The organism is Streptomyces umbrinus, assembly GCF_030817415.1.
Taxonomy (GTDB): Bacteria; Actinomycetota; Actinomycetes; order Streptomycetales; family Streptomycetaceae; genus Streptomyces; species Streptomyces umbrinus_A.
This window is the reverse complement of record NZ_JAUSZI010000002.1, coordinates 10,921,399-10,937,121: the sequence shown is the minus strand read 5'-3', so window position 1 is coordinate 10,937,121 and position 15,723 is coordinate 10,921,399. Positions and strand designations below refer to the sequence as shown.

Below are 15,723 nucleotides of genomic sequence, written 5' to 3'. Positions count from 1 at the left end.
TGCGTATCTCACAACGCGGCCATCCTGTCCAAGGTGGTCAGCGGCGCGCCAGTTGCCGCTCGCCGGCCGCACCGGGCTTGTAGGCCAGTCCGTAGTGCTTGAAGATCGCTTCCTCCTGTTCGGCGGGCAGTACGTCGTCGGTGCCGATCGAAGGAGCCTGCTTCACCAGCGTCTTGACGTAGCCGACCTTGAGGTAGCCCGGCCCGACGATCGCGTCATCGAGAGGGACGAACACCAGACGGTGCCGGGTGGGCAGACCGGTCCGTACCGTGGCCATGGCCGGCTCGTCGGTGGTGGTGTCCACATACACCGCTTCGAGAACACCGATCTTGTGGGAATCCGAGTCGACGACGTCGAGGGCGCGCCATTCCCGGACATCAGCCGTGTGAATCATGGTCTCTCCCTCCAAGGGACTTGCCTGGTCGGCGTGAACCTCATCGCAGGTCCGCCGTATGCAGCCGCCGCAGCGCACGGCGCAGCGCCCGCTGGATATGCTCCGGGAGCGGCTTTCCCTCGGAGGTGGCGACCAGAGCCGCAGCCACTTCCCGGAGTTTGAGATCGCACTGTCGTGAGACATCCACCAGCAGGTTCCTGGCCGCCCCGCGTCGGCAGGGGGTCAGGGCCATCACCATGCCGCAGGCCTGGTCGACCACCACACGGCCGGACAGGGCCCGCCGCAGTTGATCGTTTTCGGCGAGCAGCGCGACGACGTCCTGCCCGACCGGCGCGTTCCCCCACGAGACCTCGGCCTTCAGATCCCACCACTCTTCTTGGATCACGCTGGTGCGTGGCATGGCGTGTACCTCTCCAGGCTCTCGACGTGTCCGGCCCGTGTGAAGCCGTTCCGGATTCGCTGGCTGCTGGGTCGCTTCACGGGTCACCTGCCGCGTTCGCGGTCGCGCCGCTCCTCGCGCCTCCACCGCGCTCGGTGCCGGCGGGTGTAGCGGCGGTCCCAGCGGTCCTGACGATCCCGGCGCTGCTCATAGACCCGGTAGTCCCCGAGGTCGGACCTGTTGCCACGGCCCGGGCTCCCGCCACGATCGCGGCTGTAGTGGGCGGCGCCGAAGACCAGCACCGCCGCGGCCACCCACCAGACGGGATCGAGGAAGCCAAGGCCGAACAGGACCAGGATGAGGACGAGTAGCAGGGCGAACACGGAGGGCCTCCCCGGGAGCGGGACACAGCATCGATACCGGGGACTCGGGCCTCATTCCACAGCGTAGTCCTGCCAGAAGGTTGCGGATACCGTGCGACGCAACTGCGTACGGCCCGGTATGGATGGCTGCTTGACATCTATCCGGGAATTGCGGGGAGGGCTAGCGTGCGTCGTGCCGCCCCGGCCCCCGGCAGCGTCGCACCGCCATCGCGCTCCCCAGGGGGCGCACCCTGCGCATCGGTTCCGGAACCTGCCGCGTCACGAGCGAGGCCGTTCCCGCACGCGCCCGTCGTCCTGTGATCCCGGCGCGGCCCCGATGCGCTCCGCGCGGGCAACGATCCGTTGCCCGACGCGTCGCACGCATCCCAACAGGCGGTACATGTACGCGCTGATCGTTCCGGTTCTGACTCCCTTCGTGCTCGCCACCGTGCTGGGCCTGTCCTGGTGGGAGGACCATGTCCTGCCGCCTCCGCCCATCGAGCCGACCGAAGCCCCCGTCGAGGCTCCGTTCACCCCACCGGCCCCTGCCCAGCTCCCAGAACTCCCCGGTGTCGAAGCTGCGTTGACAAGGGGGGTTGCCGGGCGTTGACTGACGGCAGGCGTGGGGCCACAGCGCTCCGGAACTCTCCGGGCGAGGCCTTCCACCTTCCGCTTCGCCCTGACCCCGCGGAACGCAGGAACTGTCCCTGTGACCGCGTGGAGGCTCGGCCATGCTTCTCTGGATTCTTCTCCTACTGCTGATCCTCGTGGTGTTCGGAATCGGCTTCACCATGCAGACCCTCTGGTGGCTCGCTGCCGTACTGCTGGTCGTCTGGATCGTCGGTTTCACGAGGCGCGGGCGCGGCGGCGGCAGGCGCCGGTCCGGCCGCCGGTGATCCACAGCACGGAGGCAGGGCCGACCGCTCTCCGAAACTCTCAGGAATTGACGGCAATGATGCAGACCCATCGGCGAACCAAGAGCCAAAGAAGGCAGCCATGTTCACCGTCGTGATCATTGCCATGATCGTCATCGGCTTGGCCACCCTCCTCTACCTCGGACGCGGAAGAGCCCGGGGCAACGGCGGACGCGGGCTGAAGAGGCACTTCGGCCCGGAGTACGACCGTGCCCTCGCCCGCCACGACGGCGACGTGAGGGCGGCCGAGCGTGAGCTCGATGAGCGCGTGCGACAGCACGGCTCGCTCAGGGAGCTGTCGCTGTCGCCCGAGGCCCGCGAGCACTACGTGACTGACTGGGCCGCGGTTCAGGAGCAGTTCGTGGAGTCACCGCAGAAGGCCGTCTCCGAGGCGGACGCGCTGCTGGCGCGCCTGGCGATGGACCGCGGTTTCCCTGACAGCGAGCAGTTCGAGGAGCAGGTGGCTGCCCTCTCCGTCCACCACGCCTACTTCGTCCAGGGCTACCGCAGCATGCACAGGGCGGCCCGTGATCAGAGCGGCACGGAGGAGATGCGGGAGGCCATGGTCGAAGCCCGGGGTCTCTTCGAGGCGCTGGTTACCGAACAGTCGGCCAACCCGGACCGGCGTCGCCCGTCGGCCCCCGACGACCAGGGGCGCGCGCCGTGGCCGCTGACCGGACGTCACGCGAAGGGAAGGAACACGTGATGGCGCTCGGAGTTCCGCCGTCGGCGGCAGCGAGTCCCATGCTGTCGCCGTACGGACCACAGGGGCCTCAGTGGCCCGATGGTGCGGGCTGCGGCGGGACGAGTGCCGACTCTCCGCGGGGCGAGACGCCCGCCTCCCCGACATGGGCCGACCGGCCGATCCGCCGAAACAACTGCCCCAGGCTCCGATAGAAGCCGTCGGGCAGGAACACGGCGTCCGCCACGATCATCGCGCCGGAGAAGAGCGGAAGTCCCATGAGCACCGCGATACCCAGGTGCATGCCCAACAGCATGGTCAGAACCGGGTACTTGAGCCGTCCGAACAGGACGAACGGGAACGCGACCTGCAACAGCACCGTCAGATAGCAGGCGATGGCGATCAGTACGTCGTGCTCGTCGGCCAGGAGCGAGAGCTCGGGCCAGGGCCGGAACGGGTCGAGGTTCAGGACGTAGTGGAGGGCGGTCCCGTTGCCCCAGGTGCCGCCCTGCACCTTGTAGAGACCCGCGGACCCGTAGAGGAAGCAGACCTGGGCCGCGATGACGAACATGCCGCAGTTGTGGAGCACCGCCGTCAACGTCCGGAGGGATGGGCCCAGTTGATGCCGGAGCTCGCCCGCGCTCATACCCGCCGAGCCGCTCTTCGCCTTCCCCGCAGAGGCTCGTAGCCTGGCCCTGCGCGCGTCCAGGGACCAGCGTCGACCGCACGCGGTGAGGACGAGGTACATGGCCATGAGGAGGATGAGGTTGTCCCCTCCGTCGGTCATGAAGATCGCCCTGGCGTGGAAGGACGCGACCATGACCGCGAAGAGTACGGACATCACTCTGGTCCGCCAGCCCAGCATGAACAGGGCGGACGTGAGGAGGGCTGCGACGTAACAGGCCTCGAAGTACGGCCGACTGTCGGACAGCCTGAGGATGCTGGCCCACCCCGTCTGGTCGAAGAGTTGCCCGGCCAGCTCGGGGGTCCACGGTGATCCGGGGCCCCAGATCTCGTTGCGGTGCGGAAACTCACGCAGCAGGAAGGCGAGATAGAGAAGTCCGTAGCCGATGCGCAGCACCGCCGCGGCGTAGAGGGAGACCGGCCGCTCGGTCAGGACGGTGAGCCACGCTCCGATCCGATACGGTGCGCGGCGCGGCACGCCTGCGTCCGCCCCATCAGGGATCCGCCCGCGCGGCGAGCGTGTCTGCTCAGTTTCCATAGGAGTCCACCTTCCACCAGGGCAGATACCGCGTATCGGCAGGCGTCGGCGCGACGGTGGCCGAACCGGGCCCGCCGGCTGCGGCAGGAGCGGCGGACGCGGCGATGGGCACGGTCATCACCCGTAGCTGGACGGATTCGAAGGTGCCGCCACGGTGGCCGGAGATGCGATCCGCCGCGATGTTGGTCAGGTACTGCTGGATCATCAGCGCCCGCTGCGAGCGAGGCTGATCGTCACTGCCGTGGGTTTCGAGATACGAACTCCAGGCCCGCCGCAGCATGTTCTGCGCCGTATGACTGGGAAAGGCCTGGTGCCTCACCGCGGAGTTGTCCACGCCCGTCAGATCAAACCAGTCACTCACCTGCACACTGCCGTCCGGGGCGGTGTGCATGGTCCTCGCCGAGATCTGCCGGTTGACCGATTCCGGATCCGGCGCGAAGAGCCGCCAGTTCTGTTCGAACAGCGGGAAGACCCACGCGTTGACCTGGCGGCTGTACTGCTGAGAAAGGGGGTTCGGGGGTGCCACGTGCAGAAACACCAGGAGCACATGGACCAAGGACATCGCCAGACAGAGGACCACGGCGGCTCCCGTGCCCGCCTTCAGGACCTTCGCAGGGAGGGGCCGATGGCCCGAAACCCCTTGGGACGCGACGGGTCTTCCGCCCTTGTCCGGGGCCGGCCCGGCGCCGGGCCAGTCCGCTTCGTCGACATACACCGTTTCAACGCCGCCTTGCACGGCCCCACCCGGCCTTTCCATTCCGGCTTCTCCGCTTCTCCTGAGATTCGACCGACGGCGCGCGACGGAATCGATGACGATCCGCCGCGCGCCGCCCGTCCTGCCCGCTCACATGGAGCTAGGCAGCCTTCTGGTCGTGATCTCCGTGATCGCCGTCATGTCCCTCGTGATTCTCGGGCTTGCCGTGATCGTCGGGCTTGCCGCCGTGACCGTCGTGGTCGTCGGGCCTGCCGTACTCGTCGGGCTTCCCGCCGTGATCGCCATGGTCGTCGGGCCTGCCGTGATCATCGGGCTTCCCGCCGTGGTCGTGGTGACCGGGCTTGCCGGGCTTCTCGCCATGATGGTCGTGGCCGTTCCCACCGGTCGCGCCGCCGTTGCCGCCACCCGTGGAGCCGCCTGGGGCACCGCCCGAAGTGGCGCCCGCGACGAGGCCGCCCAGAGCGCCACCAGTGGTTCCGCCGGACGTCAGGACACCGCCGAGAAGACCGCCCAGGGCACCGCCGGTTCCGCCGCCCGTCGGCACACCGCCGATGACGCCGACCGTGGTGCTGCCCGAGGTGCCACCGTTCGTGGCACCAGCGATCACACCGCCCGAGATCAGACCACCGGTGGTACCGCCGGTCCCGCACGGCCCCTGGAAGATCCTGTTGGAGTCCAGCGTCACGGCCCCGTTACCGCATCGGCCCGCATCGGCCCGCAGCCGGCCGTTGATGGTCGCCCCCGTGGTGGCGGTGATCGATTCGTCGGCCATGATGGTGCCCACGAACGAGGTGTGGGGACCGAGCGTGGCCGAGCTGCCGACCTGCCGACCTGCCGACCTGCCGACCTGCCGACCTGCCAGTACACGTTGCACGGCGAGGCACCGTTGACGAGGCTCACCGTGCTGTTCTCGGCTGCCGTCGTCAGAGTCGAACCGATCTGGAACACCCAGACGGCATTGGGGTCACCCTCGGCGTCCAGGGTGAGTGTGCCGGTGATCGCTGCGGAGCTGGCCGCCTTGTAGAGGCCCTTCGTCAGCGTCTGGCCACCGAACTCGTGGGGGCGTTGTACACCGCGTCCGTCTGAGTCTGCCCGCCGGCCTGGTTGTACGCCGCGGTCAGGTCCTCCTTGGCTTGGCCCGCGTGGTCATCGGTAGTGTGCAGAGCCCCGGGCGGGGTCACGATGCCGGGCCCTCCGTCGGACGCGGCGAACCCGACGATGGCCGGACCGGGGCTCACGCCGACGTTGAGACCGTTGACCACGGTGGGGCCGGTGTTGGTGACCGTCGCACCACCCAGCACTCCGTAAGTGGCTGCCGTGCCCAGATTCACGGGGGTGGCAGCGGCATTTGCGCGTGTCGGCGTCGCCGCGATTACGGCCGCGGCGATTGCCACGGACGTGACCGCGGCGATCCACACCGACATGGTGCGCCGTAGGGGCGCGTCAGGGATATTCAGCGTCATCGAGGGTCCAACTCCTGTGAGGGGATGGCGCCTGCTCGGCGGTTCTCGGTCGCACCGAATCGCCTATACCTGTCGCTGGCATATTACGCAGGAGAGAAATCCGGTTTCGCTTTTCCGGAGTTCCCCACGTTGGAATCGGCGAGCAAATTGCGAAATACATAGAAATGCTTAATGGGCCGGATGGCGTCGATTTCCCACTCCTGCGGGCAAGAGGGACACTCACCCCTGGGCGACCTCGCCCAAGGGGGACAGCCAAGCACCGCCGACGGAACAGGCAGGCGCCACAAGAAGATCGCGCAGACCCCTGCGCGGGACCACCGAAGTCAATCGCCTCAGGCGCTTCACCAGGAGCGAACCCGTTTGGCGATCCTGCGCGCAGCGCAAGCGTGGACGAGTCGCAGCGGAATATATGCCTGCCGGAGTCGCGCTGCTGCGCCAAGATATTCGACACGTGGAGGACCAAGAAAAGCGCGGGTTGCTACGTCGCGCGAGCACACTCAAAGCCGCACTGACCGTATTAATATCGAATGCACGGTGGTTCACCCGCACGCACAGCCGTCCACAAGAAGCGACCCCGGCGTGTTTCGCCGGAGTCGCTGCATCGAATGCCGACACGGCACAGGAGACGCTTCAGCATTTACGGGGCCGACACGAACCGTCGTCCTGCTCAGGCCGCCCATCCGCCTTCGCCCCATTCGCCTCCAACGCTCACCTGAAGCCCGTTGGAAGGTCGCTGCTCAGCCCCGGACGAGTCGTCGGCGAGCACCCAGAGCACGACCATGGCGAGGAAGCCAACTACGAGAAGGGCCGGCAGACCCAGGATGAGGGCGACCACCCACCACCTGGTCCGGCCCGGGGGGACCTGGATGTCGTCGTGCCCCACCGACCGGTCCCGCGTCGTTCCCATGAGATCCACCCTTCGTCTGCCTGCTGCTACCGGCCGCGCTTGTCAACTGCCGCGTAGGAGTTCACGCGATCTTGCATCCAACCAGACGCTTCGCCTCTTCCCGCAGCAAGACGCCTGCCAACTCGGCCTGCGCCTAGCCAGGTTGAAGGGCAGCCCCTCCGGCGCGTCACCGCTCATCAGCCGTGGCGTCGGAACTGCTCAGGGCACCGCCGCTGGACGGCACGGACGACACCGAAGCGCTGGAACTGGAGCTGGGACTGGGCTTGGCGTTGGGACCAGGGCTGGTCTCCGGCGCCGAACTCTCTTCCGGCGAGGCAGAGATGCTCCTCTGCGGCGCCGTGCTACTCGACGCGTCCGGGGCGGGTGTGCCGCTGTCGGCGGGAGCGGGGGTACCGGCCGTGCCGCCGCCCACCGAAGTTCCCCTGCCCGGCTCGTTCTTGACGACAGCCGCTACCGGCTTGCCCATGATCAGCTCGACCGCGGTCACGGTGACCATCGCCAGTGCGAAGACCAGGCCCGTCGCCAGGGCGTACTTCTTCCATCCGATGGACTTCCGGACCGAGCCACCCCGATAGGTGGTGACGGACTCATCTTCGGAGGGCGTTTCGGCGGGCGTGTGGGGCGTTGTCGCGTCGGCGACCGAGGCGTCCGCCGGTAACGCGAACGCCGCCCGGGCGTCCGCGCGGTGTTCCTCCCGATCCTCGCCCGGCGTCCTCGGCACTCCTACGGGCGGCACCCGGCCACGGATCCCCTCGCCCGTCCGTCGGAACGCATGCGAGAAGACCGCGGCGCCGGTGGTCGCGCTGGTGCTGACCACAGCGGCGCCGATGATCGTCCCGGTCACGCCCAGCAGGGACGCCAGCACCGCGCCCACGACAGTGGCGAGGGCGCTCGCCACTACCTGCACAACAGTCAGGTCGAGCACCTTGCGCTTGGGCGCCCGTTCCTCTTCGTCCCTGGGATTTCTGAGACTTCTGAGATTCCCCATCAATGTCCCTTGGTAGTTCCGGAGTCCCGCAGTCACTGCGTGACGGCCGAACTTGTCCCGCTCACAGCGGGGTTGACGCGAGGTTTGATGGAGGTCCGCGGGCGATTCGCGGAGGCGCTCTGGTCTTGGCCCTGCGGAAGCGCGGAGACATGTGAGGCTCCTTCAGTGAGGCCGACGCACCACGGGACGACTGCCCCGCTGACGGTGTTTCATCTGCGAGCAGTGACCGCAGCCGGTGGACGTCAGCCACCCGCGCATGGCACTCATCCGGTGCCGCCCTCAGCCGAGCGGCCCAGCCCCTTGTCGGAGGCGGCGCTCACACAACAGACATGGCGACGAAGCCGAATCGCCGACCGCGTCGGTGGGCAGCACATTGAGCGTGTCACACGGACCGGCGGCCACCACCCACCCGTGCCCAGAGCAGGAGGCATCGGAGCCGCCCGACCAGCGCCGTGATTCCGCCGAGGGTGACAGCCGAGGACTCGTGGGCTCGTACTCGATGCCGCCGACGTGATGCGGCATCAAGCCAAAGTGACGCAGGCTTCGTCGGTCGCCTTCCGAGATCGGTGCGGCGCTCGTATCCTCGTGCGCCAATAGTTACCGACGGTAAGGGGGAGCAGTGGGCGGTACCACGCGCAGAGGGTTCCTGGGCACGGCCGCGGCAGCCGGGGGCGGGGTCGCTCTGGCGGCTCCCCAGCGGGCCGCGGCCCAGAACAGCGCCGCCCCGCAGACCGTGGCCGTACTGGGCGGTGGCGTCGCCGGTCTCACGGCCGCGCACGAACTCGCCGAACGCGGCTTTCGGGTGACGGTCTACGAGCGCAAGACGCTGGGCGGCAAGGCCCGCAGCATGGACGTACCGGACAGCGCCACGGGCGGCCGCGGGCCCCTGCCCGGGGAACACGGCTTCCGCTTCATCCCCGGCATCTACCACAACCTGCCCGACACCATGCGGCGCATCCCCTTCCCCGGCAACCCCAACGGTGTTCACGACAACCTCGTCGCCCCCAAGGAGATGCTGTTCGCCCGGTCGGGCGGTCGCGAGGACATCCGGATCCCACTCCCCTGGCCCGGCAACACCCCGGCCGAACTCACCCCCGACGAGATCCGCCGCGCCCTCACCTCGGTCCTGGACACCGCCTTCAACCTCCCCCTCCACGAGGCCCTCTACTTCGCCAACCGCTTCCTCGTCTTCCTCACCAGCTGCGACGACCGCCGCGACGAGGTCTGGGAGCAGATGCCGTGGTGGGAGTTCGTACGGGCCGGGCGGATGTCGTACGACTACCAGCGGATCCTCGCCATCGGGATCACCCGCAACATCGTGGCCACCAAGGCGGAGGAGGCCAGCACCCGGACGGTCGCCACCCTGTTGGAGGCCTTCGCCTTCAACATCCTCGGGCGGGGCGCGGACGGACCGTTGGACCGGATCCTCAACGCGCCCACCAACGAGGCGTGGATCGACCCCTGGGTGACGTATCTGAAGTCGCTCGGGGTCGAGTTCAACATCGGCTGGACCGTACGGGACCTGACCCTGGACGCGGGCCGGATCGCCGGGGCCGTCATGGAGGACCCGGGCGGTGCCCGCCGGACCGTCACCGCCGACCACTACATCTCGGCCATGCGCGGTCGAACACGCGCGCCGCACCTGGAACTCCGCCGTACGCGCCGCCGACCCCCAACTCGCCGAGTGCGACCGGCTGGAGACGGACTGGATGACCGGCATCCAGTTCTATCTGACGGAACGTACGCCGATCCTGCACGGCCACCTCGACCTGATCGACTCCCCCTGGTCGCTGACCGCGATCGCCCAGGCCCAGCACTGGCCGGGCCACGACTTCCCCAAGGACTTCGGCGACGGCACGGTCGCGGACTGTCTGTCCGTGGACGTCTCCGAATGGGACCGGCCGGGCATCCTGTACGGCAAGACCGCCAAGCAGTGCACCCGTGCCGAGGTCGCGCGCGAGGTGTGGGCGCAGTTGAAGGCGGCGCTCAACGACACCGGCCGTACGGTCCTCAAGGACTCCGTGCTGCATTCCTGGTTCCTCGACCCGGCCGTGGACGGACTCGGCACCCCGAACCCGGTCAACGAGGAGCAATTGCTCATCCATCCGACGGGGACCTTCCACCACCGTCCGCGGTCGGCCACGAAGATCCCCAACCTCTTCCTGTCCGGCGACTACGTGGCCGTGCCCATCGACCTGGCCACCATGGAAGGCGCCAACACTTCGGCCCGGCAGGCGGTCAACGCCCTTCTGGACAGGGTCGGTTCGGCCGCCGAACGATGCACCGTCACCCCGCTGTACCGGGCCCCGGAACTCGAGGCCCTCAAACGCCACGACCGCACCCGCTACCTCCTGCGACTGCCGAATCTCTTCGACGTCGGCTGACGGCATTGGGCCCGACGGCCGGGCGAACCTCCTTGGGAGTAAAGGAAGTTCGTCCAGCCGTCGGGCCCTGGCTCACCCGTGTCGGCTCACCTGAATCGGCTCACCTGGGTCAAGTCACCCGTCACGGCCTACCTGTAGGTGATGTCCGAGGCGGCGTACAGGCAGTTGGTGCTGTCGGGGCCCGTACCGACCGCGGTGTTGTTGTTGTACTTCTGGCAGGGGATGACCTTCCGGCTGGAGTCGTTCAGGATCGTGATGCCCCGAAGCGTCGCCACGTCGTTGCGATTGACGTTGATGCCGACGAGCCGCGCGGTGGATCCCGTGCCGGTCACCTCGATGTTGCTGAGGTTCACCTTGCGCGTGTACTGCGTGGAGCAGTCGCCGCAGGAGCGGTACAGCGTCTTGAACTCGCTGACGGCGAAGTTGGAGATGTTCAGGGTGCCAGGCCCGTTGTGCTGGAAGACCTTGTCGGCCGCCTTCTTGGCGCCGCCGCCGGTCACGGTGTACGTCGAGCCGCCGCGGAAGGTGGCGGCGTCCTCGCCGACGTCCTCCCACCACACGTTCTGCAGGGTGCAGTTGCCCTCGCAGTGGATGCCGTCGGCGCCGGGCGCGCCGATGATGACGTTCTTGAGGGTCGCGCCGGCGGCGAGCTTGAAGATCGGGTCCTGCCCCTCCTCCTGGCCGTCACCGGCCAGATCTCCGCTGCCGTAGTACCGCACCATGCCGCCGTCCCTGACACCCGAGACGGAGATGGTCGAACTCACGCCCTGGCTGCTGGACGGCGTCGGCCAGGTGGCGGCACTCGCCGGCGGCGCTCCGACTGTCGTGATCATGACAGACGAAAGGCCGAGTGCGGCCAGGGTGCCGGTCAGTGCGCGCCGACGGGCGCGCGGGATCGCTGGAGAAGTCATGTCCCTGTGCCTTCTTCCGGTTGTGGGGGTCGGTCTGCGGGATCGGTCAGAGCTTTCCGGCGCCCGCGCCACTCGTCACCGAGGAGACGACGGAGGAGGCGGGCTCGGCGGAGTAGCCGTACGGCGGACTGGTGAAGGTGCCGGTGCGGGAGATCTCGGTGGCGGCTCCCCCGAGGTCGTTGCCGCGCAGGTTGGCGTACCCGTCCACGTCGCTGCTGCGGTTCGTCGTGACCGCGATCTTCGTCGTACGGAAGACGTTGTTCTCGACGAGCATCTGGGCGCCCATGCGTGAGTGCACGGCGGTGTCGGCACCCTCGACGTAGTTGTCGTAGAAGTGCCCGGTGCCGAAGCGCAGGCTGGGGATGCGCGAGTAGACGTTGCTGAAGTGGTTGTGGTGGTACGTGATCTTCAGGTGACCGGTGTCCTCGCTCGCGTTGTTGTCGCTGTGACCGGCGAGCGAACCCTTGAAATGGTCCTTGAAGGTGTTCCAGGACACGGTGACGTTGTCGGAGCCGTGATTGATGTCGAGCAGACCGTCGTAGTAGTCCTTGTCGTGGTCGCGGTCCGCCGAGAAGGAGTTGTGGTCGATCCAGACCTTCGTGGACTTCTGCACGGTGACGCCGTCGGAGGGCGCGAGCGGCTTGCTGATGTTGAGGTTGCGGATGACGACGTTCGTCACTTCTTTCAGCCGCAGCCCGCCGCCGGTGAACCCGGACGCCGAACCGACGCCCAGAACCGTGGTGTTGGACCCGATGTCGACCTGCCCGGTGAGCGAGATCAGCCCGCTGACCCGGACGACCTTGGCGGTGTTGCCGGTGACGGCCGTCTTGAACGCGGCGAGCGTGGAGACGGTGACGGCACTCGCACCGCCGCCGCCCGTGGTGCCGGCGCCGAAGCCGATGGGGGAGGTTTCGGCGGCACCCGCGGACTGCGGCAGAGCGACGGCGGTGGTGACGGCGAGAGCGGCTGCCGCGACCGTGGAAACGACGAGTCTCCGCGGACGGAAGCGTGGGGGGAGAGGTGGGGGGAGAGTACGCATGCGGGTGCGTCCCTTCGAGAGCGTCCATTTTTCATGTACGTGAACGATGTTCACCATTTGGATCGCCTTGCGGACGCAGCGCCCCCACGCGAGGCTAGCGGCGACATCCTGGAGAGTGCACGTCCCCAGGCCATAACGCCTCCGGCATCTGGCATCTCATATACGAGATGCCATCGGCGGGTCACGCTGCTGAACGGGAAACGTAAGGGGCAAGCGCTTTCTAGTCAACGCTTCTCGCAGAACGCATCCGGCCAACTCCCGTATCGGGCAACGTCGTGCTGCTCAATGGGGACGCGTGTCTCGACCGGTGCCGGGCTGGACGAGTTTGAAGAGGAGGCGGGCGGCGGCCCGTTGAGCCGACTGCCTCAGGCGCATCGGGGCCGGGCGGGCAGCGATCGGCGCGGCGGTGCCGGCCAGGCGCGGGAAGAAGGCTTCGGCGTTGGTTCGGTTGACGGTCCGGAGGACGGCGGGATCCACACCGCTGTCGAGGCCGTTGGCGAAGTACTGGCCCGCGATGGCGGGGGCGAACGGCCAGTCGCTGCCGAACAGGACGCGTCCGGGACGGGCGAAGGCGAGCAGCGTGGGCAGGGCGGCGGGACTGGAGGACAGCGCGGTGTCGTAGTAGAAGCCGCGGAAGTCGTCCAGCACGTCCAGGGGGCTGCGCCCGGTGTCGGCCGCGATGGCGGTGGCCATGCGATGGGAGGTGTAGGGCACGAAGCCGCCAGCGTGGCTGAGGACGAACCGGATGCGCGGGTGGCGCCGGACGACTCCGTTGCGTACGAGGAGGTAGGCGGCCCGGGTCGTGTCCAGCAAGAAGTCGGCGGCGAACGGGGGGATGTTCTCGACCGCCGGAGCCGGGAGGTCGGCGGGGTGGACGAAGACGACGGCACCCCGGTCGCTCAGCGTCTGCCACAGTGCGTCCTGGCCGTACGCGCCGAGGTAGACGCCCTGGTTGTTGGCCAGGAGGGTGACTCCGGCGGCGCCCAGATCGTCCAGGGCCCGGCGGGCCTCGGTCGCGGAAGCGGTGGTGTCGGGCATGGGCAGGGTGGCGAAGTAGCCGAAGCGGGTGGGGTGTTCGGCGGCGAGGGACGCGGAGAAGTCGTTGAGCCGTCGGGCCAGGTCGGCGGCCTCCTGCGGGTCGGTGAGGAAGGCGGTGCCCGGGGTGGAGACGGACACGATCGCCGTGTCGGCGCCCAGCAGGTCCATCACCTCCAGTGCCGCATCAGGGCTCCAGTCCGGCATCGCCGAGGCCGCCGGCCTCGGCGATGCCCGAAGCGACGAGACGGTCCCGGTAGAAGGCGGGGACGATGTGCTGGTGGACGTCGATGCGGCCCGTGGCGGCGGTCATGAGGTGGCCTCCGGGGCCTCTCGTGCCTCTCGGGCGGTGAGCAGGTCGAGCGCCACGTCGGTGATCATGTCTTCCTGGCCGCCGACCATGCCCCGCCGTCCGACCTCGACGAGCAGGCTTCGGGCGTCGATGCCGTAGCGTGCCGAGGCCGCCTCGGCGTGGCGCAGGAAACTGGAGTACACACCGGCGTAGCCGAGGGTGAGGGATTCGCGGTCGACGGGGCGGTCCTGCAGCGGCCGTACGAGGTCGTCGGCGGCGTCCTGGAGGGCGAACAGGTCACAGCCGTGCTCGAATCCGAGGCTGTCGGCGGCGGCGACGAACACCTCCAGCGGGGCGTTGCCCGCCCCCGCGCCCATCCCGGCGAGGGAGGCGTCCACGCGGTGGGCCCCGTGCTCGACGGCGACGATCGAGTTCGCCACGCCGAGGGAGAGATTGTGGTGGGCGTGGATGCCGATCTCCGTGGCTGGGTCCAGGACTTGCCGCAGGGCGTCGACGCGTTCGGCGACGTCCCTCATGACCATGGCGCCGCCCGAGTCGACGACGTACACGCAGGTGGCGCCGCAGCTCTCCATCAACTTGGCCTGGATGGCGGGTCTCTGAGGACCCGTCATGTGGCTCATCATCAGGAAGCCGACAGTGTCCATGCCCAACTCCCGCGCGGCCGCGATGTGCTGGGCGGAGATGTCGGCCTCGGCGCCGTGCGTGGCCACGCGGACGACGGACGCACCCGAGCTGTGGGCGTCGTGCAGGTCGTGCACGGAACCGATGCCCGGCAGCAGCAGGGTGGCGACCCGCGCGGGTGACGGCGGAGGCGACGGCCTCGATCCACTCCAGGTCGGTGTGCGCACCGAAGCCGTAGACGCAGGAGGAGCCGGCCAGGCCGTCGCCGTGCGCGACCTCGATGGAGTCCACTCCGGCCGCGTCCAGGGCGGTGGCGATGGCGACGGCCTGGCCGACCGTGTACTGGTGGCGGACGGCGTGCATGCCGTCCCGCAGGGTGACGTCGCTGATGTAGAGGCGGCTCATCGGAGGACTCCCGCGGTGGTCTGCGCGTCCTGAGCATCATCCTGGGTGTGCTGGGCGTGCTGGGCGATCCGCTCCGCGGCGGCGACGGCCGCGGAGGTCATGATGTCGAGGTTTCCGGCGTACGCGGGCAAGTAGTCGGCGGCACCGGTGACTTCGAGCATCACCGTCACCTTGGTGCCGGTGAATTTGCCCGTCTGCGGAATGTGCAGGGGGTTGTCCGGTCCGTACGTGTCGAACTGGACCCGCTGCTTGAGCCGGTAGCCGGGCACATATGCGCGCACCTCCTCCGCCTTGGCCAGGACGCTGTTCTCGATGGCGGTGTGGTCGCGGTCGCCCTCGACGAGGCAGTACACGGTGTTGCGCATCAGCAGCGGTGGCTCGGCCGGGTTGACGACGATCACCGCCTTGCTGCGCCGGGCACCGGCCACTTCGCGGAGCGCTCGTGACGTGGTCTCGGTGAACTCGTCGATGTTGGCGCGGGTGCCGGGCCCGGCCGATCCGGCGGCGATGGAGGAGACGATCTCCGCGTACGCGACGGGGGCGACCTGCGCGACGGCGGCGGCGATGGGGGCGGTGGCCTGTCCGCCGCAGGTGACCATGTTCAGGTTCGGGGCGTCGAGGTGGGCGTCCAGGTTCACCACGGGCACGCAGTACGGGCCGACGGCGGCCGGCGTCAGATCGAGGACCCGTACGCCGGTGGGCTCAGATTGGCCCAGTTCGCCCGGTGGGCGGTGGCGGAGGTGGCGTCGAAGACGAGCTCGATGTCCGCGAACTCGGGCAGGTCGAGGAGTCCGTCGACGCCGTCGGCGGTCGTGGCTATGCCCAGTCGGCCGGCGCGGGCCAGGCCGTCGGAGGCGGGGTCGATGCCGACCATCGCTCCCATCGTGAGCGCGCCGGAACCGCGCAGGATCTTGATCATCAGGTCGGTGCCGATGTTGCGGAGCCGATGACGGCGACCGGCCAGGGCGCGGGTGCAGGGGGCATGAGGG

16 protein-coding genes and 4 pseudogenes are annotated in these 15,723 nt (G+C 68.6%); 4 read left to right on the top strand and 16 right to left on the bottom strand.

From position 1 onward, the window contains the following. Positions 1–37: 37 nt before the first annotated feature. The 3 genes from QF035_RS48530 to QF035_RS48520 form a co-directional block, all read right to left on the bottom strand. On the bottom strand, positions 38–394 hold the full coding sequence (locus QF035_RS48530) for a PRC-barrel domain-containing protein (protein ID WP_307528758.1): 357 nt from the start codon (positions 392–394) through the stop codon (positions 38–40). Positions 395–434: 40 nt separating this feature from the next. After that, positions 435–794 carry an ANTAR domain-containing protein gene (locus QF035_RS48525; protein ID WP_307528756.1) on the bottom strand — a complete coding sequence of 120 codons (360 nt, stop codon included), beginning with the start codon at positions 792–794 and terminating at the stop codon, positions 435–437. An 83-nt stretch (positions 795–877) separates the two neighbouring features. After that, the gene (locus tag QF035_RS48520) at positions 878–1,156 is read right to left on the bottom strand and encodes a hypothetical protein (protein ID WP_307528754.1); all 279 of its coding nucleotides are present in this window, start codon (positions 1,154–1,156) and stop codon (positions 878–880) included. 379 nt (positions 1,157–1,535) lie between these two features. On the opposite strand from QF035_RS48520, the gene QF035_RS48515 reads away from it, so the two are divergent. From QF035_RS48515 to QF035_RS48505, 3 genes are all read left to right on the top strand, one after another. Beyond that, entirely contained in the window at positions 1,536–1,745 is a 210-nt protein-coding gene (locus QF035_RS48515) for a hypothetical protein (RefSeq protein WP_307528752.1), read from the top strand. Between the two features lie 121 nt (positions 1,746–1,866). Then, positions 1,867–2,031: a hydrophobic protein gene (locus QF035_RS48510; RefSeq protein ID WP_307528750.1), complete on the top strand. Its 165-nt coding sequence runs from the start codon at positions 1,867–1,869 to the stop codon at positions 2,029–2,031. A gap of 100 nt (positions 2,032–2,131) precedes the next feature. Then, positions 2,132–2,755, top strand: coding sequence for a hypothetical protein (locus QF035_RS48505; protein ID WP_307528748.1), 624 nt, complete (start codon positions 2,132–2,134; stop codon positions 2,753–2,755). A 67-nt stretch (positions 2,756–2,822) separates the two neighbouring features. Here the strand turns inward: QF035_RS48505 and QF035_RS48500 are convergent, their stop codons facing one another. The 7 genes and pseudogenes from QF035_RS48500 to QF035_RS48470 form a co-directional block, all read right to left on the bottom strand. Further along, positions 2,823–3,953, bottom strand: a complete 1,131-nt coding sequence (locus tag QF035_RS48500; RefSeq protein ID WP_307528746.1) for an HTTM domain-containing protein — start codon at positions 3,951–3,953, stop codon at positions 2,823–2,825. Further along, positions 3,943–4,668 (bottom strand): DUF5819 family protein, encoded by a 726-nt coding sequence (locus QF035_RS48495; RefSeq protein WP_373466849.1) that lies wholly within the window; start codon positions 4,666–4,668, stop codon positions 3,943–3,945. The genes QF035_RS48500 and QF035_RS48495 overlap by 11 nt, the downstream gene beginning before the upstream one ends. 139 nt (positions 4,669–4,807) lie before the next feature. Then, complete coding sequence (locus tag QF035_RS48490; protein ID WP_307528742.1) at positions 4,808–5,542, bottom strand: ice-binding family protein; 735 nt, start codon at positions 5,540–5,542, stop codon at positions 4,808–4,810. Positions 5,543–5,586: 44 nt separating this feature from the next. Next, positions 5,587–5,667, bottom strand: a pseudogene (locus QF035_RS48485) (ice-binding family protein); the annotation flags it as partial. A gap of 35 nt (positions 5,668–5,702) precedes the next feature. After that, positions 5,703–6,131, bottom strand: coding sequence for an ice-binding family protein (locus QF035_RS48480; RefSeq protein WP_307528740.1), 429 nt, complete (start codon positions 6,129–6,131; stop codon positions 5,703–5,705). Between the two features lie 667 nt (positions 6,132–6,798). Continuing rightward, positions 6,799–7,038, bottom strand: a complete 240-nt coding sequence (locus tag QF035_RS48475) for a hypothetical protein (protein ID WP_307528738.1) — start codon at positions 7,036–7,038, stop codon at positions 6,799–6,801. Positions 7,039–7,204: 166 nt separating this feature from the next. Next, entirely contained in the window at positions 7,205–8,026 is an 822-nt protein-coding gene (locus QF035_RS48470) for a hypothetical protein (RefSeq protein WP_307528736.1), read from the bottom strand. 619 nt (positions 8,027–8,645) lie between these two features. Between QF035_RS48470 and QF035_RS48465 the strand changes: the two are divergent. Next, a pseudogene (locus QF035_RS48465) lies at positions 8,646–10,410 on the top strand (hydroxysqualene dehydroxylase). Between the two features lie 128 nt (positions 10,411–10,538). On the opposite strand, the gene QF035_RS48460 reads toward QF035_RS48465, so the two are convergent. From QF035_RS48460 to QF035_RS48435, 6 genes and pseudogenes are all read right to left on the bottom strand, one after another. Continuing rightward, positions 10,539–11,321, bottom strand: coding sequence for a pectate lyase (locus tag QF035_RS48460; protein WP_307528735.1), 783 nt, complete (start codon positions 11,319–11,321; stop codon positions 10,539–10,541). Between the two features lie 46 nt (positions 11,322–11,367). Then, positions 11,368–12,360 (bottom strand): pectate lyase family protein, encoded by a 993-nt coding sequence (locus tag QF035_RS48455; protein ID WP_307528733.1) that lies wholly within the window; start codon positions 12,358–12,360, stop codon positions 11,368–11,370. Between the two features lie 282 nt (positions 12,361–12,642). Next, entirely contained in the window at positions 12,643–13,602 is a 960-nt protein-coding gene (locus QF035_RS48450) for an amidohydrolase family protein (RefSeq protein WP_307528731.1), read from the bottom strand. Continuing rightward, complete coding sequence (locus QF035_RS48445; RefSeq protein WP_307528729.1) at positions 13,583–13,708, bottom strand: hypothetical protein; 126 nt, start codon at positions 13,706–13,708, stop codon at positions 13,583–13,585. The genes QF035_RS48450 and QF035_RS48445 overlap by 20 nt, the downstream gene beginning before the upstream one ends. Further along, a pseudogene (gene dmpG, locus QF035_RS48440) lies at positions 13,705–14,734 on the bottom strand (4-hydroxy-2-oxovalerate aldolase). The gene QF035_RS48445 and the pseudogene dmpG overlap by 4 nt, the downstream one beginning before the upstream one ends. Next, positions 14,731–15,718: pseudogene (locus QF035_RS48435) on the bottom strand (acetaldehyde dehydrogenase (acetylating)). Before QF035_RS48435 ends, dmpG begins: the two co-directional pseudogenes overlap by 4 nt. Positions 15,719–15,723 lie beyond the last annotated feature (5 nt).